The organism is Streptomyces sp. NPDC001970 (genome assembly GCF_053594115.1).
On the sequence record NZ_JBSFDW010000006.1, the window covers coordinates 145456 to 170604 of the forward strand.

23 protein-coding genes and 1 tRNA gene are annotated in these 25149 nt (G+C 70.0%); 14 read left to right on the forward strand and 10 right to left on the reverse strand.

Annotated elements, in window-relative coordinates; genetic code table 11:
- Window positions 1-55 precede the first annotated feature (55 nt).
- From ACWCP0_RS10390 to ACWCP0_RS10405, 4 genes are read left to right on the forward strand one after another with little or no spacing between them, the layout of a single operon-like run.
- Window positions 56-241 carry a hypothetical protein gene (locus tag ACWCP0_RS10390; protein WP_451078434.1) on the forward strand — a complete coding sequence of 62 codons (186 nt, stop codon included), beginning with the start codon at window positions 56-58 and terminating at the stop codon, window positions 239-241.
- Entirely contained in the window at window positions 238-1608 is a 1371-nt protein-coding gene (repSA, locus tag ACWCP0_RS10395) for a replication initiator protein RepSA (RefSeq protein WP_451078435.1), read from the forward strand. The genes ACWCP0_RS10390 and repSA overlap by 4 nt, the downstream gene beginning before the upstream one ends.
- The gene (locus ACWCP0_RS10400) at window positions 1605-1817 is read left to right on the forward strand and encodes a helix-turn-helix domain-containing protein (protein ID WP_451078436.1); all 213 of its coding nucleotides are present in this window, start codon (window positions 1605-1607) and stop codon (window positions 1815-1817) included. The genes repSA and ACWCP0_RS10400 overlap by 4 nt, the downstream gene beginning before the upstream one ends.
- A complete protein-coding gene (locus ACWCP0_RS10405) occupies window positions 1817-2980 on the forward strand; it encodes a site-specific integrase (protein WP_451078437.1) in 1164 nt (387 codons plus the stop codon). Before ACWCP0_RS10400 ends, ACWCP0_RS10405 begins: the two co-directional genes overlap by 1 nt.
- A gap of 51 nt (window positions 2981-3031) precedes the next feature.
- On the opposite strand, the gene ACWCP0_RS10410 is transcribed toward ACWCP0_RS10405, so the two are convergent.
- Window positions 3032-3105, reverse strand: a tRNA-Gly gene (locus ACWCP0_RS10410).
- Window positions 3106-3382: 277 nt separating this feature from the next.
- Between ACWCP0_RS10410 and ACWCP0_RS10415 the strand changes: the two genes are divergently transcribed.
- The 3 genes from ACWCP0_RS10415 (at window position 3383) to ACWCP0_RS10425 (ending at window position 4744) form a co-directional block, all read left to right on the forward strand.
- Window positions 3383-3583 carry a hypothetical protein gene (locus tag ACWCP0_RS10415; RefSeq protein ID WP_351237509.1) on the forward strand — a complete coding sequence of 67 codons (201 nt, stop codon included), beginning with the start codon at window positions 3383-3385 and terminating at the stop codon, window positions 3581-3583.
- Window positions 3584-3645: 62 nt separating this feature from the next.
- A complete protein-coding gene (gene dcd / locus ACWCP0_RS10420; protein WP_451078438.1) occupies window positions 3646-4221 on the forward strand; it encodes a dCTP deaminase in 576 nt (191 codons plus the stop codon).
- Window positions 4222-4234: 13 nt separating this feature from the next.
- On the forward strand, window positions 4235-4744 hold the full coding sequence (locus tag ACWCP0_RS10425) for a phosphoribosyltransferase (protein ID WP_451078439.1): 510 nt from the start codon (window positions 4235-4237) through the stop codon (window positions 4742-4744).
- 343 nt (window positions 4745-5087) lie between these two features.
- Here the strand turns inward: ACWCP0_RS10425 and ACWCP0_RS10430 are convergent, their stop codons facing one another.
- The 4 genes from ACWCP0_RS10430 to ACWCP0_RS10445 all read right to left on the reverse strand — a co-directional run bounded on the left by ACWCP0_RS10430 (window position 5088) and on the right by ACWCP0_RS10445 (window position 10455).
- The gene (locus tag ACWCP0_RS10430) at window positions 5088-5990 is read right to left on the reverse strand and encodes a Yip1 family protein (protein WP_451078440.1); all 903 of its coding nucleotides are present in this window, start codon (window positions 5988-5990) and stop codon (window positions 5088-5090) included.
- Window positions 5991-6083: 93 nt separating this feature from the next.
- Window positions 6084-7226 carry an FG-GAP repeat domain-containing protein gene (locus ACWCP0_RS10435; RefSeq protein WP_451078441.1) on the reverse strand — a complete coding sequence of 381 codons (1143 nt, stop codon included), beginning with the start codon at window positions 7224-7226 and terminating at the stop codon, window positions 6084-6086.
- 325 nt (window positions 7227-7551) lie between these two features.
- Entirely contained in the window at window positions 7552-9849 is a 2298-nt protein-coding gene (locus ACWCP0_RS10440; RefSeq protein WP_451078442.1) for a heterodisulfide reductase-related iron-sulfur binding cluster, read from the reverse strand.
- An 84-nt stretch (window positions 9850-9933) separates the two neighbouring features.
- Window positions 9934-10455 (reverse strand): sugar transferase, encoded by a 522-nt coding sequence (locus tag ACWCP0_RS10445; protein ID WP_451078443.1) that lies wholly within the window; start codon window positions 10453-10455, stop codon window positions 9934-9936.
- A 222-nt stretch (window positions 10456-10677) separates the two neighbouring features.
- Here ACWCP0_RS10445 and dnaK point away from each other — a divergent pair, with 222 nt between their 5' ends.
- From dnaK to ACWCP0_RS10465, 4 genes are read left to right on the forward strand one after another with little or no spacing between them, the layout of a single operon-like run.
- On the forward strand, window positions 10678-12546 hold the full coding sequence (gene dnaK / locus ACWCP0_RS10450; RefSeq protein ID WP_451078444.1) for a molecular chaperone DnaK: 1869 nt from the start codon (window positions 10678-10680) through the stop codon (window positions 12544-12546).
- On the forward strand, window positions 12546-13205 hold the full coding sequence (gene grpE / locus ACWCP0_RS10455) for a nucleotide exchange factor GrpE (RefSeq protein WP_351234814.1): 660 nt from the start codon (window positions 12546-12548) through the stop codon (window positions 13203-13205). Before dnaK ends, grpE begins: the two co-directional genes overlap by 1 nt.
- A 51-nt stretch (window positions 13206-13256) precedes the next feature.
- Window positions 13257-14435, forward strand: a complete 1179-nt coding sequence (gene dnaJ, locus ACWCP0_RS10460; protein WP_451078445.1) for a molecular chaperone DnaJ — start codon at window positions 13257-13259, stop codon at window positions 14433-14435.
- A 4-nt stretch (window positions 14436-14439) separates the two neighbouring features.
- The gene (locus ACWCP0_RS10465; protein ID WP_451078446.1) at window positions 14440-14889 is read left to right on the forward strand and encodes a heat shock protein transcriptional repressor HspR; all 450 of its coding nucleotides are present in this window, start codon (window positions 14440-14442) and stop codon (window positions 14887-14889) included.
- Window positions 14890-14970: 81 nt separating this feature from the next.
- On the opposite strand, the gene ACWCP0_RS10470 is transcribed toward ACWCP0_RS10465, so the two are convergent.
- Together ACWCP0_RS10470 and ACWCP0_RS10475 are read right to left on the reverse strand one after the other, a co-directional pair.
- Complete coding sequence (locus ACWCP0_RS10470; RefSeq protein WP_451078447.1) at window positions 14971-16689, reverse strand: PA14 domain-containing protein; 1719 nt, start codon at window positions 16687-16689, stop codon at window positions 14971-14973.
- Window positions 16690-16794: 105 nt separating this feature from the next.
- The gene (locus ACWCP0_RS10475) at window positions 16795-17790 is read right to left on the reverse strand and encodes a helix-turn-helix transcriptional regulator (protein ID WP_451078448.1); all 996 of its coding nucleotides are present in this window, start codon (window positions 17788-17790) and stop codon (window positions 16795-16797) included.
- A 334-nt stretch (window positions 17791-18124) separates the two neighbouring features.
- Between ACWCP0_RS10475 and ACWCP0_RS10480 the strand changes: the two genes are divergently transcribed.
- Window positions 18125-18442 (forward strand): (2Fe-2S)-binding protein, encoded by a 318-nt coding sequence (locus ACWCP0_RS10480; protein WP_451078449.1) that lies wholly within the window; start codon window positions 18125-18127, stop codon window positions 18440-18442.
- Window positions 18443-18563: 121 nt separating this feature from the next.
- Here ACWCP0_RS10480 and ACWCP0_RS10485 read toward each other — a convergent pair whose 3' ends face one another.
- Window positions 18564-18977: a pyridoxamine 5'-phosphate oxidase family protein gene (locus tag ACWCP0_RS10485; RefSeq protein WP_451078450.1), complete on the reverse strand. Its 414-nt coding sequence runs from the start codon at window positions 18975-18977 to the stop codon at window positions 18564-18566.
- 148 nt (window positions 18978-19125) lie between these two features.
- Here ACWCP0_RS10485 and clpB point away from each other — a divergent pair, with 148 nt between their 5' ends.
- Entirely contained in the window at window positions 19126-21711 is a 2586-nt protein-coding gene (clpB, locus tag ACWCP0_RS10490; protein WP_451078451.1) for an ATP-dependent chaperone ClpB, read from the forward strand.
- A 153-nt stretch (window positions 21712-21864) separates the two neighbouring features.
- The gene (locus ACWCP0_RS10495) at window positions 21865-22407 is read left to right on the forward strand and encodes a YbjN domain-containing protein (protein WP_451078452.1); all 543 of its coding nucleotides are present in this window, start codon (window positions 21865-21867) and stop codon (window positions 22405-22407) included.
- Between the two features lie 24 nt (window positions 22408-22431).
- On the opposite strand, the gene ACWCP0_RS10500 is transcribed toward ACWCP0_RS10495, so the two are convergent.
- On the reverse strand, window positions 22432-23508 hold the full coding sequence (locus ACWCP0_RS10500) for a mannosyltransferase family protein (protein WP_451078453.1): 1077 nt from the start codon (window positions 23506-23508) through the stop codon (window positions 22432-22434).
- Window positions 23509-23747: 239 nt separating this feature from the next.
- Window positions 23748-24962, reverse strand: a complete 1215-nt coding sequence (locus ACWCP0_RS10505) for a pyridoxal phosphate-dependent aminotransferase (RefSeq protein WP_451078454.1) — start codon at window positions 24960-24962, stop codon at window positions 23748-23750.
- Window positions 24963-25149: the final 187 nt, after the last annotated feature.

A 25149-nucleotide genomic window follows, 5' to 3' on the forward strand; every position in this document is an offset into this window, starting at 1 on the left:
CCGCCCCGGGAGCCGTGCCCCTGCCCGAACCAAACGATCCGGAAGGAACCCCATCATGGCCCAGCCCACCACCCCCGCCTTGCGGGTCTGCTCGAACTGCGACGGCTTCCCCACCGTCCGCGTCACCCTCGGCGGCCGCGACCGGCACGGGAACCTGCGCACCATCACCGTCCACTGCCCGGCCTGCCACGGCACCGGCACCCGCCCCGTCCGCCGTGCCCTCGCTGAGGTGGCCGCGTGACGAACACCGCCACTGCGGCGGGCCTGGACCCGGCCACCCTGGACGATGTCCTCCGGGTGGCCGGGTCCCCCGGCTTCGACCGCTGGAAGGACCAGGTGCACCGCACCGGCGGCTGCTCCGACCCCATCCACCTCACCGGCTGGACCCTCGCCAAAGACCGCACGACTGGTGAGACCCTGCGTCGCTACTCGACCGACACCGAACCGGACGGACGGCTCCGCGTCGCCTGCGGCAACCGCCGCGCCTCCCGCTGTCCCACCTGCGCCTACACCTACGCCGGAGACACCTACCACCTCATCCGCGCGGGCCTGGCCGGGGACGAGTCCAAGGACATCCCCGCCACCGTCCGCGATCACCCTCGCGTCTTCGCCACCCTCACCGCCCCCTCGTTCGGCCCCGTGCACAACCGGCCCGACCGTGGCGTCTGCCGCTGCGGCACCCGCCACCCCGAGGACGACCCTGCCCTGGGCGCCGCCCTCGACCCGGCCACCTACGACTACGCCGGGACGGTCCTGTTCAACAACCACGCCGGGCAGTTGTGGCAGCGCTTCACCACTCGGCTGCGCCGCGAGATCGCCGCCCGCGCCGGACTCTCCCAGCGGGAGCTGAAAGACGTGCTGCGGGTCTCGTACGGGAAGGTCGCTGAGTTCCAGAAGCGCGGCGCGATCCACTTCCATGCCGTGATCCGCCTCGACGGACCGGACGGTCCCGACTCGCCGCCGCCGTCCTGGGCGAGCGTGCAGCTGCTCGACGACTCGATCCGCGCTGCCGTCGCCCACTCGTACACCTCGATCACCGTCCCGGCCGCCGGGGACCAGCCCTGCCGGCCTTTCCGCTGGGGCAGACAGCTCGACATCCGACCGGTCAAGGCATTCGGCGACGGCACCGACATCACCGAACAGGCAGTTGCCTCCTACGTCGCCAAGTACGCCACGAAAGCCGCAGAGTCGACCGGCAGCCTCGACCGCAGGATCGGAAACCGGGAAGTCCTCGACCTCCTGGACGTGCCCGAGCACCCGCGCCGTCTCATCGAAGCGTGCCTCGACCTCACCCCGCTCTACCCCGACCGGAAGCTGGGCGCCTGGGCTCACATGCTCGGCTTCCGCGGCCACTTCTCCACCAAATCCCGCCGCTACTCCACCACCCTCGGCGCCCTACGCCAGATCCGCGCCGACTACCGCGCCGCCCAGGAGCAAGACGCCCTCGGCGACCCGGACACCGTGCTCGTCCTCGCCTCATGGGAGTACGCCGGACACGGCCACACCCCCGGTGAGTCCGCACTCGCCGCCTCCATCGCCAGAGACATCCAACTCAACCGCGAGACCGCCCGCGAAGCACTCGCCGCCTTGGAAGGAGACCGGTCGTGAGTGACCTCCTGCTGACCGTCGAGCAAGCTGCCGAACGCCTCGGCACCACCGTCCGTTTCCCTCGGCGGCTCATCGCCGAACGGCGGATCGCCTTCGTCAAGGTCGGCCGCCATGTGCGGATCACCGAAAGCGCGCTGGACGCATACATCGACGGCAACACCGTCCAGCCCATCCGCCGTCGCCGCGCTCGGTACGGGAGGGCTGCTTGATGGCGAAGAACAAGCGGCGCTTCGGTCGCATCCGAAAGCTGCCCTCCGGCCGCTATCAGGCGCGGTACCTCGGCCCTGACGGGGTCGACCGTCCGGCACCGCACACCTTCGAGACCGCACGGGACGCTGACGACTGGCTGGCGGAGCAGCAGACAGAGATCCGGCGTGGTGACTGGGCGGACCCTGACGCCGGTGCGGTCAACTTCAAGGACTACGCGCTGCAGTGGGTCAAAGAGCGTCGTCTCTCGCCGACCACGGACGAGCTGTACCGGCGGTTGCTCCGCCTGCACATCCTGCCCGCCTTCGAGGACCTGGACCTGGACGAGATCACCCCGCCCAGCGTCCGCTCCTGGCGCTCGGAACGCCTCGACACCACCGGGGCGGAAACCACGGTCGCCAAGGCGTACCGGCTGCTGAAAGCCATCATGGAGACCGCCGCCGATGACGAGTTGATCCGACGCAACCCTTGCCGTATCAGGGGCGCGGGCAAGGAAATCGCCGAGGAGCGTCCGACTGCCACCGTCGCCCAGGTCGACGCGCTCGCCGACGCACTCGGGCCTCGCTGGCGGCTGATGGTCTACATCGCTGCGTACGGACCTGCCCGGCCGGAGGAACAGGCCGCGATGCGCCGTCGTGATGTCGACCTGGAGAACGTCGGCATCTGGGTGCGGACCGCTGAGCCCGAACTCACCACCGGTCGGCGGGCACCGGGCGACACCAAGTCCGATGCGGGCAAGCGGTTCCTCGTCCTGCCGGCCTTTCTGGAGAAGGACCTCAAGCGGCATCTCGCCTGGTACGCGGAGAAGCAGCCGGACGGACTGCTGTTCGTGGGGGAGCGGGGCAAGCCGTTCCGCCGCTCCACGTTCGGGCGGAAGTGGGGGAAGGCCCGTGCCAAAGTCGGGCTGCCGGAGAACTTCCGCTTCTACGACCTTCGTCACACCGGTCACACGCTCTCGACCCAGTCCGGTGCCACGCTCAAGGACACGATGGTCCGCGCCGGGCAGTCTTCCGAACGGGCCGCGCTGATCTATCAGCACTCGAACTTGGAGCGTCAGCGGGAGGTGGCGGACGGGATCGACGCCCGTGTCCGCGCTGAGCGGGAGAAGGCTGCCGACGTGCCCGATGATCAGGGATCGGGCACGGAACGGGCACGCGAAGCCTGATCCGGTCTAGACAACAAAGAAGCCCCGGGCTGCTGGCCTGGGGCTTTCTCATGGAGCGGGTGACGGGAATCGAACCCGCGCTCTGAGCTTGGGAAGCTCATGTTCTACCATTAAACTACACCCGCGAAGCGGACCGTTTGATCGGCATCGCATCGTCGCACACTGTACCCCATCGAAGGCCCCCGGTGAATTGAGCCGAGGGGCCTTCGGGCTGTCAGGGCCCCTCGGTCGGAGCGTGCCGGGGCCCGCCGGAGGGCTTGGTCGAGCGAGGAAGGTGGGGGATGTGAGGGCGCGGTGGAGGGGTGGGGCGTACCTTTGGCGGGGCGGAGTGCCGCGTGGAGTGGTGTCCTGTTGATCCCCTAATGTGGCTATCTCGTCCACGCTTGTTGGGGAAGGGGCTTGATGAGCTTGATGGACTCGACGGACCAGGGCCATCCGCTGGAGCGCACCGTCGTTCGCTGTGCCGAAGGGCACGTCTTCACCACGTCGTCGTTTCCGATGCAGCAGCTCGGTGCCGGCCGGATCGGGCCCGGGCGGCTCATCCGGTGTCCGCGGTGTGCGAGGCTGCGGCATTCCGTGCCTGTGGAGCCGGTGAAGCGGTAGCGGTGGGTGCGCGCGGGGCGTCCGATTGGGGCGGGCCCGCGCGCTCTGCGTATCCTCGGGGCGTGCTTCTCTCAGACAAGGACATCCGGGCCGAGATCGACGCGGGACGGGTGCGTATCGACCCGTACGACGATTCGATGGTGCAGCCCTCGAGCATCGACGTGCGGCTCGACCGCTATTTCCGGGTGTTCGAGAACCACCGCTATCCGCACATCGACCCCGCCGTCGAGCAGGCGGACCTGACGCGGCTGGTCGAGCCGGAGGGCGACGAGGCGTTCATCCTGCACCCCGGCGAGTTCGTGCTGGCGTCGACGTACGAGGTCATCTCGCTGCCCGACGATCTTGCTTCCCGGCTGGAGGGCAAGAGCTCCCTCGGGCGGCTCGGGCTGGTCACGCACTCCACCGCCGGCTTCATCGACCCCGGGTTCTCCGGGCACGTCACGCTGGAGCTGTCGAACCTGGCCACCCTGCCGATCAAGCTGTGGCCGGGGATGAAGATCGGGCAGCTGTGCATGTTCCGGCTGAGCTCGCCGGCGGAGCACCCGTACGGATCCGAGAAGTACGGCTCCCGGTACCAGGGACAGCGAGGGCCGACGGCCTCGCGATCGTTCGTCAATTTCCATCGGACGCAAGTGTGAGGGTCGGCACGCGATGAGCGAGTCACGCGAGAACCTGACGTACGAGAAGTTCGGCGACGCGATCCGCGAGCTCGCGCAGACGATCGCCGACGACGGGTACGAGCCCGACATCGTGCTGTCCATCGCGCGCGGCGGTGTCTTCGTCGCGGGCGGCCTGGCCTACGCGCTGGACTGCAAGAACATCCACCTGGTGAACGTGGAGTTCTACACCGGCGTGGGGACGACCCTGGACATGCCGGTCATGCTCGCGCCCGTACCGAACGCGATCGACTTCTCCGACAAGAAGGTCCTCATCGCGGACGATGTCGCCGACACGGGGAAGACCCTGAAGCTCGTCCACGACTTCTGCGTCGACCACGTCGCCGAGGTGCGGTCCGCCGTGATCTACGAGAAGTCGCAGTCGCTCGTGAAGTGCGAGTACGTCTGGAAGCGCACGGACGACTGGATCAACTTCCCGTGGAGCGTGCTGCCTCCGGTGCGTAAGCCGGGCACGCCGGTCACTCCGTCGCGCGAGGCTCTGTAGAGACCCTCGCGCTGTCGCGCGACTCGATTCGGCCCGACCTGCACCGGCCCGCGTGGTGCGGCTCGGTGTCCGGGGGACGACGCCTGTGGGCAGCTCGGTCTGGGCGACACCGCGAACCGCACACCACCGGTACAGGTCGGCACGGTCGCCAACTGGGCGGTGCCGACGACGGGGTACGAGCACACTTGCGCCACCCGGACCGACAGGACCCTGTGGTGCCGGGGATCAACAGCTCCAGGCAACTGGGCCTGGGCCATGCCACCAGTCGCACCTCGCCGGCCCCCACCGCTCAGGTGGGGGCCTTCCTGTATCGGTTCGATCGGTTCGATCGGTTCGAACCGCGTCAGATCGTTCCGAGCTTGATGATCGACAGCAGCGCGATCAGCTGGATCGCCGACGCTCCCAGTGCCTTCGGCCACGGCAGGTCGTGCGACTTGCTCACCATCGACGTGAACAGCGCGCCCGCCGCCAGCCAGGTCACCCAGCCGACCACCTGCACCAGCGAGTTCTCGCCGCCCAGGAAGAGCGCGACGACCAGTCGTGGGGCGTCCGTCAGGGACATGATCAGCATGGAGAGGCCGACCGTCGGCTGCCAGGAGCCGTCGCCGCCGAGCTGGCGGGCCAGGGTGTGGGTGACCGCGCCCAGGATCAGGCCGCCGATGACGAAGACCACGCCTGTGATGAGCACCGAGACGAGCGCGGTCGCGAACGGCGCGCTGATCGCCTCCTTGCGCGTCTCGTCGAAGCCGAAGATCGCGAGCAGGCCGTAGAGGAACGTGACGGTCAGGGCCGGGCCCCAGACCGGGTAGTCCCGCATCTGCAGGAACGTCGGACCCGGGCGGAACACGATGCCGCTCAGCAGTTCCTTCCAGTGCAGGCGCGGGCCCGCGGGAGCCGCGGGCGCGGCGCCGGCGCGGTAGGTGGAGCCGTCGCCGTACGGGTCGTCGCCGACGGTGAACGCCCGGGTGTGACCGGGGTTGTCGGCGTACGGGTCACCCGCCGCGTACCCGCCCGGCTGCTGGTGGGGGTGCGGGTCGCCGAAGTACTCCGGCTCGCCGTATGGCTGCTGTTGGTGCTGCTGCTGCCACTGATGCTGCGGGGGGTACGCGGGCGCCGCCCGGCCGCCCGCGTGCGGGCCTCCGTGCTGTGCGCCGTACTGACCGTACGGCGGCGGGGGCGCCTGCTGCGGTTGTTGTCGCGGGGTGCGGTTGTTGTCCCGGCCGCGTCCGATCCTGAATCCAGCCACGTATTCGAACGTACCTGTTCCCGCTGTGTCCGGTGTCCCGGGCAGGAGAACCGGGGGCCTTTGCTGCCGACCTGTGACATCCCTTGAGGGATGTCACAGGAAGATCGACGAACTGAAAGTGATCAAGGGTCTTGTGCGGTCGCCGGAAGCCGGGTACAGGGCGATGACGTCGGCGTTCTCGCCCCGATGGGTGCGTGTCACGATGTCCGCCCGCTTGTCGCCGTCGAAGTCCGCGTAGCGCAGCAGCTCGGTCACGGGCGCGGCTTCGCCGGCGGGGAGCGGGGGCGCGGGCGGGATGCGCACGGCCTTGAAGCTGTACGAGCCTCCGGGGCGGGCAGGGCCGCCCGGGCCGCCCAGCAGCAGCCGGGCCCCGGCCGCCTCGCCGGGCGTGCGGGGGTGCGTCGCGTGGACGAGGTCGTCGTAGCCGTCGCCGTTCGGGTCGGCGTCGGGCTCCGGGGCGGCGATCACGGGGCCTGCGCCGGGGAGCGGGGCCTTGGCGGCGCGCGGTGCGCCCGTACGGGTGAAGGGGCCGCGCAGGAAGCTGATCCGGCCGCCGCTCGCGGTGACCGCGAGGTCCTGGGCACCGTCGCCGTCGAAGTCGCCGCAGGCGGGGTGGTCGGGCCACTCGTTGCCGTACCGCGCCTGTTCGGGGATGCGGAGGGCGACCGCCGTGCCCGTGAGGCCGGCGGGGCCGCCGAAGAGCAGCTGGAGGGGGACGGGCGGGCGTCCGATGCCGTCGTACGGGGGGTCCGTGGCCACGATGAGGTCGCTGAAGCCGTCCTGGTCGAGGTCGCACGCGGCCGCGGCGTCGAACGCGGAGGGGAGCACGCCCGCGACGCGGGCGCCGTTCCCGCGCGGAGTGAGGAGCTGGCGCACGGAAGGGGCCAGGGAACCCTTCGCGGCTCCGTAGACGATGCCGATGCCCGCGTCGTCGTCGTGGGCCGCACCCGGCGCCTTGACGAGGTCGTCGAGGACGAGGTCGCGGCGCCCGTCGCCGTTGAAGTCCTCCGGGACGCGGCTGCCGTCGCCGCGCGGTACGGGGAGGGCGGGGGCGGCGGCCTTGCCGGCGAGTGCGGAGGCGGAGGCCGAGGCGGAGGGGCCGTCGCCCGGGGCCGGGGCGTCGGACGTGGCGGCCGGGCGGGCCGATGAGGGCCCGCAGCCCGCCAGTGACGGCGCCAGCAGCAGCGCGCCCAGGCCGGCGAGCGCGGCCTTGCGCAGTCGATGTCGACGCACCACGGCGGAACCCACCCCATCCGTCTCTCCGGAACCAGCCGCCTCATCATGCTCCTGCCAGACACCTGAGGCCAATGGTTGGGCGCTGCGTAGCCGTCCGCCCGCCACCACGGCTGGACGTATCTGCTCCTCCCGAACGGCAAGCACCCGAAGTTCGTCGTGATCGACGGCAGGCACGGCGGCGACGCCTGGGTCGACGACTTCGGCGGCAAGCGCGTCGCGTCGTACAGGGCCGAGCGGTGAGCGCCCGGTGACGCGAGAAGCGGCCGGTCCTGCCCCCGAGGCAGGTCCGGCCGCTTCTCGCTTCCCGTACTGAGGACGGGGACGGCTACTTCACCGGCTGCGGTTCCGGCGCACCCCCGGCGCTGCCGCCAGGGGTGCCCCCAGCCGGCTCCGCCGCGTCAGCGCCCGGGTCCACCGGCGTCCTCACGGAGTCGAGCAGCAGCTGCGCGACGTCCACGACCTGCAGGCTCTCCTTCGCCTTGCCGTCGTTCTTCTTGCCGTTGACCGAGTCGGTCAGCATCACGAGGCAGAACGGGCAGGCGGTGGACACGATGTCCGGGTTGAGCGACAGCGCCTCGTCCACACGCTCGGTGTTGATGCGCTTGCCGATCCGCTCCTCCATCCACATGCGCGCACCACCGGCGCCGCAGCAGAAGCCCCGCTCCTTGTGGCGGTGCATCTCCTCGTTCCGCAGGCCCGGCACCTTGGCGATGATCTCGCGCGGCGGCGTGTAGACCTTGTTGTGGCGGCCGAGGTAGCAGGGGTCGTGGTACGTGATCAGGCCCTCGACCGGCGTCACCGGGATCAGCTTGCCCTCGTCGATGAGGTGCTGGAGCAGCTGGGTGTGGTGGATGACCTCGTACTCGCCGCCGAGCTGCGGGTACTCGTTCGCGATGGTGTTGAAGCAGTGCGGGCAGGTCGCGACGATCTTCTTCGACGACTTCGGCTTCTTCGTCTCCGGGTCGTCCTCGTCCTCGCCGAACGCCATGTTCAGCATCGCGACGTTCTCCGCGCCGAGCTGCTGGAACAGGAACTCGTTGCCGAGGCGGCGCGGCGAGTCACCCGTGCACTTCTCCTCGCCGCCCATGATCGCGAACTTGACGCCCGCGATGTGCAGCAGCTCCGCGAAGGCCTTGGTGGTCTTCTTGGCGCGGTCCTCGAGGGCACCGGCGCAGCCGACCCAGTACAGGTACTCGACCTCGGACAGGTCCTCGACGTCCTTGCCGACGACCGGGACCTCGAAGTCGACCTCCTTGGTCCACTCGAGGCGCTGCTTCTTGGCCAGGCCCCAGGGGTTGCCCTTCTTCTCCAGGTTCTTGAGCATCGTGCCCGCCTCGGAAGGGAAGGCGCTCTCGATCATCACCTGGTAGCGGCGCATGTCGACGATGTGGTCGATGTGCTCGATGTCGACCGGGCACTGCTCCACGCACGCACCGCAGGTGGTGCAGGACCAGAGGACGTCCGGGTCGATGACGCCGTTCTCCTCGGCGGTGCCGATCAGCGGGCGCTCGGCCTCCCCGAGGGCGGCCGCCGGGACGTCCTTCAGCTGCTCGTCGGACGCCTTCTCCTCGCCCTCCATCGTCTTGCCGCCGCCGGCCAGGAGGTACGGGGCCTTGGCGTGCGCGTGGTCGCGCAGCGACATGATCAGGAGCTTCGGGGAGAGCGGCTTCCCGGTGTTCCAGGCCGGGCACTGCGACTGGCAGCGGCCGCACTCGGTGCAGGTCGAGAAGTCGAGGATGCCCTTCCAGGAGAACTGCTCCACCTGGCTGACGCCGAAGACGTCGTCCTCGCCCGGGTCCTCGAAGTCGATCGGCCTGCCGCCGGACGTCATCGGCTGGAGCGCGCCCAGCGCGGACTCGCCGGTGGCGTTGCGCTTGAACCAGATGTTCGGGAAGCCGAGGAAGCGGTGCCAGGCCACACCCATGTTGGTGTTGAGCGAGACCGTGATCATCCAGATCAGCGAGGTGCCGATCTTGACCGTCGCGGCCAGGTAGACCAGCGTCTGGAGGGTGGGGACGCTCAGGCCCTTGAACGCCAGGACCAGCGGGTACGAGACGAAGTACGCGGCCTCGTAGTGGTCCACGTGGTGGATCGCGCCCTCCAGGCCGCGCAGGACCAGGATCGCGAGACCGATGGTGAGGATGACGTACTCGACGAAGTACGCCTGCCAGGCCTTGGAGCCCGCGAAGCGCGACTTGCGGCCGGCCCGCGAGGGCAGGTTCAGGAGCCGGATCACCATCAGCGTGACGATGCCGACGACCGTCATCAGGCCGATGAACTCGATGTACATCTCGAACGGCAGGAAGCCGCCCACGATCGGCAGGGTCCAGTCGGCCTGGAACAGCTGGCCGTACGCCTGTGCGAGCGTCGGAGGCAGCGTCAGGAAGCCGATCGCGACGAACCAGTGGGCGAAGCCCACGATCCCCCAGCGGTTCATCCGCGTGTGGCCGAGGAACTCCTTGGCCAGGGTGATCGTGCGAGCCTTGGGGTCGTCGGTGCGGCTGCCCGCGGGCACGGGCTGGCCTAGCTTCACGAACCGGTAGATCTGCGCGACGGCTCGGGCGATGAGCGCAACGCCGACCACGGTCAGGACCAGCGACACGATGATCGCGGCGAGTTGCATTTTGGGGCTCCCTCGGGCCTGCGAGGTGGGAAGATCGGGACTTACTAAGCGGTAACTTATTCAGTCCGTGCTGAGACTACCCACTTATTCGGCCGCACTGTAGTTGCGCAAGCGGTGATCTGCGTCGCTCAGGTCACCCTGAGTGCGCGGCGGCCGCAGGGCCGGGAGCGTACGTACGAGGATGGCCAGGTCGAGACCCATCCAATGGTGCTCCACATAGTGCTGATCGAGCAGCTCCGGCTCGTCCCAGGGCATCGCCGAATGCCGCCGGACCTGGGCGAGGCCGGTCAGGCCCGGCTTGACGGCCTGCCGCCAGGGCGCGGCGGCGCGTGGATCGTCCGGCGCCAGCGCCGCCGGCCCGACCAGGGACATCTCGCCCCGCACGACAAGAGGCAGCCGCGAGAGCAGGTCCAGCCGCCAGCGTCGGGTGCGCAGCGAGCGGACCGTCAGCGGGCGGCCGTGCAGTCCGCTCCTCGTCTCCCGCGCGAAGGGGCCGCCGGGTTTCCGGTGCAGCACGGCCGAGCAGGCCGCTGCCGCCAGCAGGGGTGCGACGAGGGTCAGCAGGAGCGAGCCGAGGGCGAGATCGAGAAGACGCTTGGGCTGCATGGCTCTCACCCGACCGTTCCGCCGTTCCTGTCATGCTTTCGCGGGCTTTATGCGAACAATGGCACGGTGGGTGGCGCGGGATGTGCAGGCCCGCGCCCGGCGGGTCGCCGGGACCGCGCACCATAGTTGAGTCCGGTCGACTCAGGTCTGTTGACTCGATGGGGCCAGTGAGGCATCCTTGAGCCAGTTCCACTCAAGTTCAGCCCCACTGGAGGATTCGAAATGGCACGTGCGGTCGGCATCGACCTGGGCACGACTAACTCCGTCGTCAGCGTTCTGGAGGGCGGGGAGCCCGCCGTCATCACCAACGCCGAGGGCGCCAGGACCACGCCGTCCGTCGTCGCCTTCGCCAAGAATGGTGAGGTGCTCGTCGGCGAGGTCGCGAAGCGGCAGGCGGTCACGAACGTGGACCGGACCATCCGCTCCGTAAAGCGTCACATGGGTACGGACTGGAAGATCGAGCTCGACGGGAAGACCTTCAACCCGCAGCAGATCTCCGCGTTCATCCTTCAGAAGCTGAAGCGCGACGCCGAGTCCTACCTGGGTGAGAAGGTCACGGACGCGGTCATCACCGTCCCGGCGTACTTCAACGACTCCGAGCGTCAGGCCACCAAGGAGGCCGGCGAGATCGCGGGCCTGAACGTCCTGCGCATCGTCAACGAGCCGACCGCCGCGGCGCTGGCCTACGGCCTCGACAAGGACGACCAGACGATCCTCGTCTTCGACCTCGGTGGCGGCACCTTCGACGTCTCGCTGCTGGAGATCGGCGACGGCGTCGTCGAGGTGAAGGCCACCAACGGTGACAACCACCTCGGTGGTGACGACTGGGACCAGCGCGTCGTCGACTACCTGGTGAAGCAGTTCGCCAACGGTCACGGCGTGGACCTGTCGAGGGACAAGATGGCTCTCCAGCGTCTCCGCGAGGCCGCGGAGAAGGCGAAGATCGAGCTGTCGTCCTCGACCGAGACCACGATCAACCTGCCCTACATCACGGCGTCCGCCGAGGGCCCGCTGCACCTGGACGAGAAGCTCACGCGCGCCCAGTTCCAGCAGCTGACCGCGGACCTGCTGGACCGCTGCAAGACGCCGTTCCACAACGTGATCAAGGACGCGGGCATCCAGCTCTCCGAGATCGACCACGTCGTTCTCGTGGGTGGCTCGACCCGTATGCCGGCCGTCGCCGAGCTCGTCAAGGAGCTGACCGGCGGCAAGGAGGCCAACAAGGGTGTGAACCCGGACGAGGTCGTCGCCATCGGCGCCACGCTCCAGGCCGGTGTCCTCAAGGGTGAGGTCAAGGACGTCCTGCTCCTCGACGTGACCCCGCTGTCCCTCGGTATCGAGACCAAGGGCGGCATCATGACCAAGCTCATCGAGCGCAACACGACGATCCCGACGAAGCGTTCGGAGATCTTCACGACGGCCGAGGACAACCAGCCGTCCGTGCAGATCCAGGTCTACCAGGGCGAGCGCGAGATCGCGGCGTACAACAAGAAGCTCGGCATGTTCGAGCTGACCGGCCTGCCGCCGGCGCCGCGCGGTGTCCCGCAGATCGAGGTCTCCTTCGACATCGACGCCAACGGCATCATGCACGTGACCGCGAAGGACCTGGGCACGGGCAAGGAGCAGAAGATGACCGTCACCGGCGGTTCCTCGCTCGCCAAGGACGAGGTCGACCGCATGCGCCAGGAGGCCGAGCAGTACGCGGAGGAGGACCACCGCCGCCGCGAGTCCGCCGAGACCCGCAACCAGGCCGAGCAGCTCGTCTACCAGACCGAGAAGTTCCTCAAGGACAACGAGGACAAGGTCCCCGGCGACATCAAGACCGAGGTCGAGACGGCGGTGACCGAGCTCAAGGAGAAGCTGAAGGGCGACTCCGCCGAGGGCGACAACACAGCGGAGATCCGCACCGCCACCGAGAAGGTCGCCGCGGTCTCCCAGAAGCTCGGCCAGGCCATGTACGCCGACGCCCAGGGCCAGCAGGCCGCGGGCGGTGCCGGTGACGCCGGTGCCTCCCGGGCGAAGGCCGACGACGATGTCGTCGACGCCGAGATCGTCGACGACGAGAAGGACCAGAAGGGTGGCGCTGCCTGATGACGGAGGAGACCCCGGGCTTCGAGGAGAAGCCCGACGTCCCCTCCGGCGCCACTCCTGACGAAGCGGCGCAGGCCGCCCCCTCGGAGGGGGCGGCCCCGGCCGGGGACGAAGCACAGACGGGGACGCAGGCCGGGCAGTCGGCCGCCCTGACGGCGCAGCTGGATCAGCTCCGGACCGCGCTCAACGAGCGCACGATGGACCTCCAGCGGCTCCAGGCCGAGTACCAGAACTACCGCCGCCGGGTGGAGCGGGACCGGATCACGGTCAAGGAGATCGCCGTCGCGCAGCTCCTGACCGAGCTCCTGCCCGTCCTCGACGACATCGGCCGTGCCCGCGAGCACGGAGAGCTGGTGGGCGGCTTCAAGTCGGTGGCCGAATCGCTGGAGATGGTCGCCGCCAAGATGGGTCTGCAGCAGTTCGGCAAGGAGGGCGAGCCCTTCGACCCGACGATCCACGAAGCCCTGATGCACTCGTACGCGCCGGACGTCACGGAGACGACCTGCGTCGCGATCCTGCAGCCGGGCTACCGGATCGGTGAGCGGACCATCCGCCCCGCGCGGGTCGCGGTGGCCGAGCCCCAGCCGGGCGCGGCGCCCGCGGCGCCGAAGGAGGAGCAGTCGGCCGGCGAGGAGAGCGGTGGCCCGGACGAGGGCTGACGTGATCGATTACGGGTACGGATACGGAGTTGTCCGAGAGGAGGGACGTCGGTGAGCACGAAGGACTTCGTGGAGAAGGACTACTACAAGGTTCTCGGCGTCCCCAAGGACGCCACCGAGGCGGAGATCAAGAAGGCGTACCGGAAGCTCGCCCGCGAGTTCCACCCGGACGCCAACAAGGGCGACGCCAAGGCCGAGGAGCGCTTCAAGGAGATCTCCGAGGCCAACGACGTGCTCGGCGACCCCAAGCGGCGCAAGGAGTACGACGAGGCGCGCGCCCTCTTCGGCAACGGCGGCTTCCGGGCAGGCGGCCCCGGCCCCGGCGGAACGTTCAACTTCGACCTGGGTGACCTCTTCGGCGGCACCCAGCCCGGAGGCGGCGGCGCCGGCGGCTTCGGGGGCGGCCTCGGAGACGTGTTCGGCGGGCTGTTCCACCGCGGCACCGGGCCGGGTGCGCGGACGCAGCCGCGCCGCGGCCAGGACATCGAGTCCGAGGTGACGCTCAGCTTCACCGAGGCGGTGGAGGGGGCCACGGTCCCGCTGCGGATGTCCAGCCAGCAGCCCTGCAAGGCCTGCTCGGGCACCGGCGACAAGAACGGCACACCGCGCGTGTGCCCGACCTGTGTCGGCACCGGACAGGTCTCGCGCGGCGGCAGCGGTTCGTTCTCCCTGACCGACCCCTGCGTGGACTGCAAGGGCCGCGGGCTCATCGCGGAGACCCCTTGCGAGGTCTGCCACGGCAGCGGCCGCGCCAAGTCGTCCAGGACCATGCAGGTCCGTATCCCCGCCGGGGTGAGCGACGGCCAGCGGATCCGGCTGCGCGGCAAGGGCGCACCGGGCGAGCGCGGCGGCCCGGCCGGCGATCTGTATGTCGTCGTCCATGTCGACGCCCACCCGGTCTTCGGCCGCAAGGGCGACAACCTCACCGTCACGGTGCCGGTCTCGTTCACGGAGGCGGCGCTCGGCGGCGAGGTGAAGGTGCCGACGCTCGGCGGGCCCCCGGTCACGCTGAAGCTGCCCGCCGGCACGCCCAACGGCCGTACGATGCGCGCCCGTGGCAAGGGCGCCGTCCGCAAGGACGGCACCCGCGGCGACCTCCTCGTCACCGTGGAGGTCGCGGTGCCGACGGATCTCGATCCCGAGGCGCGTGAGGCACTGGAGGCGTACCGGAAGGCGACTGCGGGCGAGAATCCGCGGGCAGAACTGTTCCAGGCTGCGAAGGGAGCATGACGCGATGGACGGCCGACGTCGTAACCCTTATGAACTGACCGACGAGACGCCGGTGTACGTCATCTCGGTGGCGGCTCAGCTGTCCGGACTGCACCCGCAGACCCTGAGGCAGTACGACCGCCTCGGCCTCGTCTCTCCGGACCGCACGGCCGGCCGGGGCCGCCGCTACTCGGCCCGCGACATCGAACTGCTCCGCCAGGTGCAGGCGTTGTCGCAGGACGAGGGCATCAACCTCGCCGGCATCAAGCGCATCATCGAACTGGAGAACCAGGTCGCGGCGCTCCAAGCCCGGGTCGCCGAGCTCTCGGCGGCACTGGAGGGTGCGGCGGCGGCGATGCAGCAGCGCGAGGCCCAGGTGCACGCGTCGTACCGGCGCGATCTGGTGCCGTATCAGGACGTGCAGCAGGCGAGCGCGCTGGTGGTGTGGCGGCCGAAGCAGAAGCGGGACGGCTGACGCCGCCGGGGCGCGGGACAGATCGCACGAAGGGGCCGGGAGGTGTGACCTCCCGGCCCCTTCGGTGTCGTTCACGTCAGGTCACTGCGCCGGTGCGGTGACCGCCCAGTCGCCCGCGGGCAGGGACTCGGTGCCGTCCGCGGCCACGGCGGTCACCCAGTAGTAGGACGTGGTGCCGCGCTTGCCGCCGGTGTCGAAGTATTCGAACCCGTACCTGTCGAGGTCGGCGATCTTCTCGTAGGCCTCGGTGGCCGGGTTCCAGCGGAAGACGCGGTAGCCGCCCGCAGCCTCGGGGGAGTCCTCGCCGAGCCCGCGCCACGTCACCTGGTTGCCCTCGTCGCCCTCCGCCGACCACACGTCGACGGACAGCGGCGAACCCTCGGGCGTCGCCACGCTCGGCGTCGTGTCGAGCTCGGTCGCGACCACGATCTCGGGCGAGCGGGTCCACTTGTAGTGGGAGTTCCAGTCGTCGTCGACGGCGTCGATGAAGAAGCAGCGCTCGTCGCCGTCCGGGTGGGTGGCGTACGCGTACGAGGTCGTGTCGGCCGACAGCCACTCCACCTCGTGGACGGAGCAGACCTTCTCCTCCTCGTCGCCCAGGAGCTCGCCCGCGTAGACGACGTACCGTGCCAGGTCAGGCGTCGGATTCGCGTCCCAGTGCAGCTCGAAGCCGTACTCGGTCGGGGTGACGGCCGGTCCGGTCACGGCGGACGGCGGGGTGAGGTCGCTGCGCTTTCCGCTGACGGCGGCGGAACGCACGGACTCGTTGCCCGCCGCATCGAGCGCGATCACGCGGTAGTAGGAGGTGGCGCCCTCGACGGCCGAGCTGTCCAGGTACGAGACCTGACTCGTGCTGCCGACCTTGGCGAACGCGCCGTCCGCGCTCGACGCCCGGTAGACGCGGTACGACACGGCTCCGGCGACGCCGCTCCAGCCGATGCGCAGCCCGCCCGTCTCGGAGGCGACGGTGAGCCCGGTGGGGGCGGCCGTCGGGGTTTTGTCGGTGGTGGTGACCGACTGGAGGGCCGAGCCGCCGGACTCGTTGCCGGCCTTGTCGACGGCGCGTACGACGTACTGGTACGCGGCGCCGGTGGCGGGCGGGGTGTTGGTGGAGGACGTGGCGGTCAGCGGGGTGCTGGTCTGCCTGGTCCAGGTGCTGGTGCCGGCGGGGCGGCGGTAGACGTGGTAGTCGGCGAGGTCCATCTCGGGGCTCTTCGTCCAGCGGACCGTGGCCTTGAGGGTGGCGGGGTCGTAGGCCGTCGAGACGCCGGTGGGGGCGAGGGGCTTGACGGTGTCGACGGTGGCCGAGGTGCGGGGTGCGTAGGCGAACTTGACGTTCGCGTAGCCGGTCCAGGCGACGAAGTCGACGCGGATGGTGTGGCGGCCGCTGGGGATGGTGAGGTTGACGGTCCTGGACTGCGTCGTGGAGACGTTCTTCCAGATGTCGATCTTGCGGATGCCGTCGACGTAGACGCGGATGCCGTCGCGGACGGCGGTGGTGAACGTGAAGGGCCCGCCTGAGCCGAAGTTGCGTGTGGTCTGCCAGCGGACGGTGAAGTTGTCGCTGGGCAGTGTGACGCCGGCCGGGTCGCCGGTGCCGTAGTCCTCGCTGATCGAGGTGTCGCAGGTGGTCAGCCTGGGCGTGCCGCTGAAGGAGGTGTTCGGGTGGTACGTGGCCTTCCACACGCCGTCCGCGCAGGTGACGGTGGCGGCGTGGGCGGTGGCCGGCAGGGCAACTCCCGCGGTGGCCGCGGTGATGGCGGCGGCCGTGGCGCAGGCAGCGCGGAAACGCTGGTGCATGGGTATCGGTGGGTCGCTCTCGGTCGTGGGGAGCGTGGGGGCGGCACCCGGGGGCGTGGGGGGAGCGCCGGCAGCCGCGATGATCGCACGCCGGCGCGGCCGCTGTCAGCCCTGCTCCGGCGGGGCCGAGAGGATCCCGGACTGGGCGATCAGATAGCCCAGTTGCGCTCGCGAACCACTGCCGAGCGCCGAGGCGAGCTTGGCGATGTGGGCGCGGCAGGTGCGGACGTTCATGCCGAGCCGGCGGGCGATCGCCTCGTCGACGTGGCCTTCGACGAGGAGCTTGGCGATGGAGCGCTGGACGCCGCTTATGCCGTCGAGTTCCGGCGTGTATGAGACGACCTGGTCGTCCCAGGGGACGCCGTGGAGCCAGAACTGTTCGAAGACGCCGACGAGATACTGCACCAGGCCCTCGTGGCGCAGCTCCAGGGCCACCCGGCGGTCGCTGCGCGCCGGAATGAAGGCAACTTTCCGGTCGACGATGATGAGCCGGTCGATGATCTCCTCAAGGGTGCGGACCTCCGCGCCGTACGGGGCGACCCGCTCGACGTAGGCCATCGTGGCGGGGTGGTGGCGCGCGGTGTGCTGGTAGAGCGTGCGCATCCCGACGCCGCGGTCGACGAGCATCTCCACGCGCCGCAGCCCGTCCTGCAGGGTCGCAGGCCTGCGTCCGCTGCCGGGCTGCACCGTCAGCAACTCCTCGGTGCACTCGACGATGACGCGGTCCAGCGTCGCGTTGATCATGCTCAGGCCCTCGAGCACCGTGATCGCGTGCGTCGTTGATGCGTCGTGCGCGCTGATGGCCATGAATGGCTCAAACGCGTCCGTCAGCGACAGCGTGCGACGTCTTCGCTCTTGGATCTCCCGCTCTATGGGGTGTATCAGCTGATGCAGAGCGACGGCCGGGGAAACCGGACGGAGCCATTCACTGTCCTCCGGATCCGGGCGCACCATGGCCAGATCGATGAGGCAGGGGGCGTCGGCCACCTCGGAGCGGGCTATGCGGCCATTGCGCAGAGCGGACGCATAGAGGTTTCTCCCCGCCTCGCACAGCTCGTCGTGACTGTGCTTCTCTCCCGAATCGCCCCTTTTCGCCTGCATTTGCACCCCCCTCAGGGTCCTGAATTACAGGAACATGATGCCTGCACTCGCTGGTGGAAGCGTTCGGAGTGAGCCATCGTCTTAGGCGCGGGGGAGGAGGTAGTACTAAAAAGAGGTGGAGATCGGCGATGACCAGGATGGTTCGTGCACTTTGCGCTATAGCCGTTGCGGCTGCTCTCGGTGGTCTCGCGGCGAGCGGCTGGCCCACGTGGGACACCGCGCCCGCGTCGGTGACCGCGGCCCCGGGTGAACCCACCTGGGAGACCGTGCCCGCCTCGGTACTCACGACGCCCGGTGAACCCACCTGGGAGAGTGCGCCGGCGGACGTCGAGGCATGACGGTTCCCGAGGATCCTCGCTTTCGGCGGGAGATGGCGACTGCTTACCGCTCCGGGTGGCATTTCATCGACCTTGTCACGGCGGTGCCGCACCGTGGCGATTCGTTGATGGTCACCCTCTTCGGTGAGCCGGTCGTGATCAACCGTGGCGACGACGAGGAGATCCGCGCGTACCGCTGCCTGAGGAGGCCCCGCGGGTCTCCGCAACCCGTCCGCTGTGCCATCAGGTACGGCATGATCTTCGTCAATCTCGACCAGCGCGACCACCAGCTGGTCGAACCGCAGACCACCACCGCCACCCCCCGCAGTGCCTGAGCGGTTCCCCCGTCGTTCAAGATCGCTCAGGCGCTTCCCCCACACAGCGGCGCCATCGTGGACCTGAAACACGATGGCGCCGCTGTGCTGTGTGCGCGCGGCGGGCCCCCGGGGCGTGTGCCTATGCCCGGCCCATCGCGCGGGTCAGGGCGATCTCGATGACCACCCGGTCCGGGTTCGGAGCCGGAGTGCGTCCGTACCGCTCCGCGTAGCGCGCGACCGCGTCCGCGACCACCTCCGGCTCCGTACGGACCGTGGCCAGGCCCTCCAGCGTCGCCCAGCGCCCCTTGTCCACCTGGCAGACTGCGACCCGTGCCGGCTCCGGGGACGCGGCCAGGACGTTGGCGACCTTGCGGCTGTGCTTGTTGGTGATGACGCGGGCGATGCCCCGATCGCCGCCCTCGGGGTCGTACGTGACCCCCACCGCGACGACGTGCGGGGTGCCGTCCGGGCGCGGGGTGGTGAGGGTGCACATGTGGTACTCGCGCCAGAAGCCGAGGTAGGACGTGTCGGGGTTGCGTGGGTCGATGGCCATACCTGGAAATCTATCCCGCAGGAGCCTGTTCCTCCCCCACCTTGAGCGGAATAGACTCAACTTTGTGTACGTTGGACGAGTCACATGTGAGTGACGTGACGAGTCGTGACGTGACGAGTCGTGACGAGCCGAGGAGGAGAGACCGCACGTGGACGCCGAGCTGACCAACAGGAGCCGGGACGCGCTCAACGCCGCCACCAGCCGAGCCGTGTCCGACGGGCACCCCGATCTGACCCCCGCGCACCTTCTGCTCGCACTCCTCGCGGGTCAGGACAACGAGAACATCACCGACCTGCTCGCCGCCGTCGACGCGGACCAGGCCGCGGTACGGTCCGGGGCCGAACGGGTCCTCGCCGACCTGCCCAGCGTGACCGGCTCGACCGTCGCGCCGCCGCAGGCCAACCGCGAGCTGCTCGCCGTCATCGCCGACGCCGCGAACCGCGCCAAGGGGCTCGGTGACGACTACATCTCGACCGAGCACCTGCTCATCGGGACCGCGGCCAAGGGCGGCCGGGCCGGCGAGGTGCTGTCCGGGCAGGGCGCGACGGCGAAGAAGCTGCTGGAGGCGTTCGAGAAGGCGAGGGGAGGGCGCCGGGTGACGACACCCGACCCCGAGGGGCAGTACAAGGCCCTGGAGAAGTTCGGTACGGACTTCACGGCCGCGGCCAGGGAGGGCAAGCTCGACCCCGTCATCGGCCGCGACCAGGAGATCCGCCGGGTCGTGCAGGTGCTGTCGCGCCGTACCAAGAACAACCCCGTGCTGATCGGTGAGCCCGGCGTCGGCAAGACCGCCGTCGTCGAGGGGCTCGCCCAGCGGATCGTGAAGGGCGACGTGCCCGAGTCGCTGCGGAACAAGCGGCTGGTGGCCCTCGACCTGGGCGCGATGGTTGCGGGTGCGAAGTACCGGGGCGAGTTCGAGGAGCGGCTGAAGACCGTCCTCTCCGAGATCAAGGAGAGCGACGGCCAGATCATCACGTTCATCGACGAGCTGCACACGGTCGTGGGTGCGGGCGCCGGCGGCGACTCCGCGATGGACGCGGGCAACATGCTGAAGCCGATGCTCGCGCGCGGCGAGCTGCGCATGGTCGGCGCGACGACCCTCGACGAGTACCGCGAGCGGATCGAGAAGGACCCGGCGCTGGAGCGGCGCTTCCAGCAGGTGCTGGTCACCGAGCCGACGGTCGAGGACACCATTGCGATCCTGCGCGGCCTCAAGGGGCGGTACGAGGCGCACCACAAGGTGCAGATCGCGGACAGCGCGCTGGTCGCGGCCGCGACCCTGTCCGACCGGTACATCACGTCCCGCTTCCTGCCCGACAAGGCCATCGACCTCGTGGACGAGTCGGCGTCCCGGCTGCGGATGGAGATCGACTCCTCCCCCGTCGAGATCGACGAGCTCCAGCGCGCCGTCGACCGGCTGAAGATGGAGGAGCTGGCGCTCTCCAAGGAGACCGACGAGGCGTCCAAGCAGCGCCTGGAGAAGCTGCGCCGCGACCTCGCCGACAAGGAGGAGGAGCTGCGCGGCCTCACCGCCCGCTGGGAGAAGGAGAAGCAGGGCCTCAACCGCGTCGGTGAGCTGAAGGAGAAGCTCGACGAGCTGCGCGGCCAGGCCGAGCGCGCCCAGCGCGACGGCGACTTCGACACCGCGTCCAAGCTGCTGTACGGGGAGATCCCCGCGCTGGAGCGGGAGCTCGCCGAGGCCTCCGAGGCCGAGCGGGAGGCCGCCAAGGACACCATGGTCAAGGAAGAGGTCGGCCCGGACGACATCGCGGACGTGGTCGCCTCCTGGACCGGGATCCCGGCGGGCCGGCTGCTGGAGGGCGAGACCCAGAAGCTGCTGCGCATGGAGTCCGAGCTGGGCAGGCGGCTGATCGGCCAGACCGAGGCGGTGCGGGCCGTGTCGGACGCGGTGCGCCGCTCCCGTGCGGGCATCGCCGACCCCGACCGTCCCACCGGCTCCTTCCTCTTCCTCGGCCCGACCGGTGTCGGAAAGACCGAGCTGGCGAAGGCGCTCGCGGACTTCCTCTTCGACGACGAGCGGGCCATGGTCCGCATCGACATGTCGGAGTACAGCGAGAAGCACAGCGTCGCACGCCTGGTCGGCGCCCCGCCCGGCTACGTCGGGTACGAGGAGGGCGGCCAGCTCACCGAGTCGGTGCGCCGGCGTCCGTACAGCGTGGTCCTGCTCGACGAGGTGGAGAAGGCACATCCCGAGGTCTTCGACATCCTGCTGCAGGTCCTCGACGACGGACGGCTCACCGACGGCCAGGGCCGGACGGTGGATTTCAGGAACACCATCCTGATCCTCACCTCCAACCTCGGCAGCCAGTACCTCGTCGAGCCGCTGACCAGCGAGGAGGAAAAGAAGCAGCAGGTCCTGGAAGTGGTGCGGGCCAGCTTCAAGCCGGAGTTCCTCAACCGCCTCGACGATCTGGTCGTCTTCTCGGCCCTGTCGAAGGACGAGCTCGCCCGTATCGCCGAGCTCCAGATCGACCGCCTCGCCCGGCGCCTCGCCGAGCGCCGGCTGAAGCTGGAGATCACCCCGGCCGCCCTGCAGTGGCTCGCCGACGAGGGCATGGACCCGGCGTACGGCGCCCGCCCGCTGCGCAGGCTCGTCCAGACCGCGATCGGCGACCGTCTCGCCAAGGAGATCCTCTCCGGCGAGATCAAGGACGGCGACACGGTCCGTGTCGACCGCTTCGACGGCGGCCTCATCGTGGGCCAGGCGCAGTGACGCCCGGGGGCGCGGGGCACGGCGCTGCGCCCCCGCCCCACGGCGCCCCGGGGGACTCGATCCGGACACGTCGCGCCGAAGGCCCGGTGGGGGTTGCCAGCCACCGCCCGGGATGGGAGAGGATGGCCGCATCCGTACGAAGGGAAACACCCCGTGAGCATCGACCCGTCCTCGATTCCGAATTTCGGGGGCCAGCCCCAGCCTCAGGCCCAAGCACCGGCGGGCCCGGTCATCCCCGACCAGGACCTGGTCAAGCAGCTCCTCGACCAGATGGAGCTGAAGTACGTCGTCGACGACGAGGGTGACCTCGCGGCGCCGTGGGAGGAATTCCGCACGTACTTCATGTTCCGCGGCGAGGACGAGCAGCAGGTCTTCTCGGTGCGCACGTTCTACGACCGCCCGCACGCCATCGAGGACCGGGCCAAGGTCCTCGACGCGATCGACGACTGGAACCGCCGCACCCTGTGGCCGAAGGTCTACACGCACACCCACGAGGAGGAGGGCCAGCCCGCCTCCGTCCGCCTCATCGGCGAGGCGCAGATGCTCATCGGCACGGGCGTCAGCCTGGAGCACTTCGTGTCGTCGACGGTCAGCTGGGTGCGCGCGTCGATCGAGTTCGACAAGTGGCTCGTGGAGCAGTTCGGCCTCGAGCCCGCGGGCGGCGACGACGAGAAGCCGGCCGACGACGCCTCCTGAGGCCCCCCAGCGCGGGCCGTACCGCTACAGCGCCATCGGGCCCAGCGTCAGCAGGTACGCCCCATAGCCGAACGACAGCCCGGCCAGGGCCGCGATCACCGTGATCGCGGCTCTCGGCCGGGCTTTCGTCAGCGCGGACGCGAGCGGCAGCAACAGCGGGAACGCCGGCAGCAGAAAGCGCGGCTTCGACTCGAAGAAGCCCGAGCCGCCGATGGTGATCAGCACCAGCACACCCGTGTACACCAGCAGGGGCAGGGCCGGCCGGTCCAGGACGAACAGCACGAAGAGCAGCACCCCCGCCCCCACGATGACCAGCGCCATCGGGAAGCCGAAGAACACCGGCGTGGTCACCATCGACCGCACCACCCGCAGGGAGCCGAGGCCCAGGTCGAACCGCGACGTCCAGCCGTCCTGCACGGCGAAGTACCCGCCGAGCGGGTCACCCTGGCGCGCCCCCACCCAGAGCAGATAGCCGAGCCACCCGGACGGCGCCAGCGCGGCGGCCGCCCACACCCGCCGTCCGTTCTTCCCCCTGCGTCTGACGAGCTCGCACGCCGCGACGGCGACGACCGCCGCCGCGACCGCGATCCCGTTGGGACGGGTCAGCCCGGCCAGCGCCGCCAGAGAGCCCGCCCAGAGCCAGCGGCGGGTCACCAGGGCGTAGAGCGACCACGCCGCGAAGGCGGTCAGGAGTGGCTCCGTGTAGGCCATGGACAGCACGATCGCGTGCGGCAGCAGTCCCCACAGCAGCACGAGGACGGTCGCGAGCGTCCGGTCGTACAGCCGCTCGACGACGGCGTGGATGCCCCACGCGGCGGCGCCCGCGGCCAGCCACGACAGCGCAAGGCCCACCGTGCCCCCGGTCACCGGAAGGACCGTCGTCCCGGCCCGCACGAGCGCGGGGTAGAGCGGGAAGAACGCCAGGTCGGACTGGACGGCGCCGTCCGGCCAGTACAGCGTGCGCCCGTAGCCGTGCGCGGCGATGCGGACGTACCAGTCGGAGTCCCACGACGTGGCGAGCAGGGCCCGCGGAGACTTGCCGATGTGCCAGGCCCACAGGGCCATCAGGCCCATCCCGGTGAGCCGCGCCGCCGCGAACATCCCGAGCGCGGGGGCCGCCCGGTGCAGGGCGGCGCGCCGGCGGGGAACGGACCGGGCATCGACTGACGGGGCTTTGTCGAGCGTCTCGGCGGACAGGGGACACCTCCGTGCGCGCGTGATCGGTCAGTCAACCCGACGATCAGCGGCGGGCGGACGCGGCGCGAGTGCTGCGAGGCCGTCCGGGTGAACCGTGGCCCGGCTGGGCGGTGCGTACGTGTGCCGCCTTGACGGCCCCCCGCTCAGCCGGTAGCGAGCCCCTTCAGCCGGGCAACGGCCTCCTCCAGCACGTCCACGCGCTTGCAGAACGCGAACCGCACGAACGGCGCGCCCTGCTCCCGGTGGTCGTAGAAGACCGCGTTGGGGATGGCCACGACACCGGCGCGCTCCGGCAGCGCCCGGCAGAACGCGAAGCCGTCGTCCTCGCCGAGCGGCCGGATGTCGGTCGTGACGAAGTACGTCCCGGACGGCCGGTACACGTCGAAGCCGGCCGCAGCGAGCCCGGAGGCCAGCAGATCCCGCTTGGCGCGCAGATCGTCCCTGAGCCCGTCGAAGTACTCCTGCGGCAGCGCGAGCGCCTCGGCGACCGCGTACTGGAAGGGCCCGGCGGAGACGTACGTCAGGAACTGCTTGGCCGAGCGGACGGCGGTGACCAGCCCGGGGACCGCCGTCACCCAGCCGACCTTCCAGCCGGTGAACGAGAAGGTCTTGCCCGCCGAGCCGATGGTCACCGTCCGCTCGCGCATCCCGGGGAAGCTCGCGATCGGCGTGTGCTCGCCGTCGAAGACGAGGTGCTCGTACACCTCGTCGGTCACGACCAGCAGATCCCGCTCGACGGCGAGCTCGGCGACCGCCGCCAGCTCCTCGCGGGTCAGGACGGTGCCGGTGGGATTGTGCGGCGTGTTGAGCAGGATGAGCCGGGTGCGGGCCGTGACGGCGTCCCGCAGCTCGTCCAGGTCCAGCTGGAAGCGTCGACATGCGACTCCGTCGCGTGGCACCGTGCGCGGCCTCAGCGTCACGGGCACGCGGGTCCCGCCCGCCATGGCGATGCAGGCGGCGTACGAGTCGTAGTACGGCTCCAGCGCGATCACCTCGTCGCCGGGCTCGACGAGGGCGAGCAGCGCGGCCGCGATCGCCTCCGTGGCCCCGGCCGTGACCAGCACTTCGGTGCCGGGGTCGTACGTGAGCCCGTACCGCTGCCGCTGGTGCCCGGCGATCGCGGCGCGCAGCTCGGGGACGCCGGGGCCCGGCGGGTACTGGTTGCCGCGGCCGTCGCGCAGCGCGCGCACCGCCGCCTCCCGGATCTCCTCCGGGCCGTCGGTGTCGGGGAAGCCCTGGCCGAGGTTGATCGCGCCGGTGCGCACGGCCAGGGCCGACATCTCGGCGAAGATCGTCGTTCCGAATGCGGCGAGGCGGCGGTTCAGCAGGGGGCGCGCGCTGGAGGTCATGGCGGCCATCCTGCGCGCAACCTCTGGACTTGCTCAAGTCTTCTTTGGGTCGACGGGGCGGGGGGCATCCCCCTCACACGCAAGGAGCGAGAACGAAGGGGGACGGTGAGGACGATGGAAGCAGTGATCATTGTGCTCGCGGGGATCGTGCTGCTGGGGGCCATGGGTCTCGCGGTCAGGAATGCCGGCCGGGGCG

Excerpts from the sequence above, each read along its gene's own strand:
- ACWCP0_RS10390 (WP_451078434.1), top strand. The coding sequence starts at position 56 with ATGGCCCAGCCCACCACCCCCGCCTTGCGGGTCTGCTCGAACTGCGAC.
- ACWCP0_RS10405 (WP_451078437.1), top strand. The coding sequence starts at position 1,817 with ATGGCGAAGAACAAGCGGCGCTTCGGTCGCATCCGAAAGCTGCCCTCC.
- ACWCP0_RS10415 (WP_351237509.1), top strand. The coding sequence starts at position 3,383 with ATGAGCTTGATGGACTCGACGGACCAGGGCCATCCGCTGGAGCGCACC.
- ACWCP0_RS10425 (WP_451078439.1), top strand. The coding sequence starts at position 4,235 with ATGAGCGAGTCACGCGAGAACCTGACGTACGAGAAGTTCGGCGACGCG.
- ACWCP0_RS10440 (WP_451078442.1), bottom strand. The coding sequence starts at position 9,849 with ATGCAACTCGCCGCGATCATCGTGTCGCTGGTCCTGACCGTGGTCGGC.
- ACWCP0_RS10445 (WP_451078443.1), bottom strand. The coding sequence starts at position 10,455 with ATGCAGCCCAAGCGTCTTCTCGATCTCGCCCTCGGCTCGCTCCTGCTG.
- dnaK (WP_451078444.1), top strand. The coding sequence starts at position 10,678 with ATGGCACGTGCGGTCGGCATCGACCTGGGCACGACTAACTCCGTCGTC.
- grpE (WP_351234814.1), top strand. The coding sequence starts at position 12,546 with ATGACGGAGGAGACCCCGGGCTTCGAGGAGAAGCCCGACGTCCCCTCC.
- ACWCP0_RS10465 (WP_451078446.1), top strand. The coding sequence starts at position 14,440 with ATGGACGGCCGACGTCGTAACCCTTATGAACTGACCGACGAGACGCCG.
- ACWCP0_RS10470 (WP_451078447.1), bottom strand. The coding sequence starts at position 16,689 with ATGCACCAGCGTTTCCGCGCTGCCTGCGCCACGGCCGCCGCCATCACC.
- ACWCP0_RS10475 (WP_451078448.1), bottom strand. The coding sequence starts at position 17,790 with ATGCAGGCGAAAAGGGGCGATTCGGGAGAGAAGCACAGTCACGACGAG.
- ACWCP0_RS10480 (WP_451078449.1), top strand. The coding sequence starts at position 18,125 with ATGACGGTTCCCGAGGATCCTCGCTTTCGGCGGGAGATGGCGACTGCT.
- ACWCP0_RS10485 (WP_451078450.1), bottom strand. The coding sequence starts at position 18,977 with ATGGCCATCGACCCACGCAACCCCGACACGTCCTACCTCGGCTTCTGG.
- ACWCP0_RS10500 (WP_451078453.1), bottom strand. The coding sequence starts at position 23,508 with ATGTTCGCGGCGGCGCGGCTCACCGGGATGGGCCTGATGGCCCTGTGG.
- ACWCP0_RS10505 (WP_451078454.1), bottom strand. The coding sequence starts at position 24,962 with ATGGCCGCCATGACCTCCAGCGCGCGCCCCCTGCTGAACCGCCGCCTC.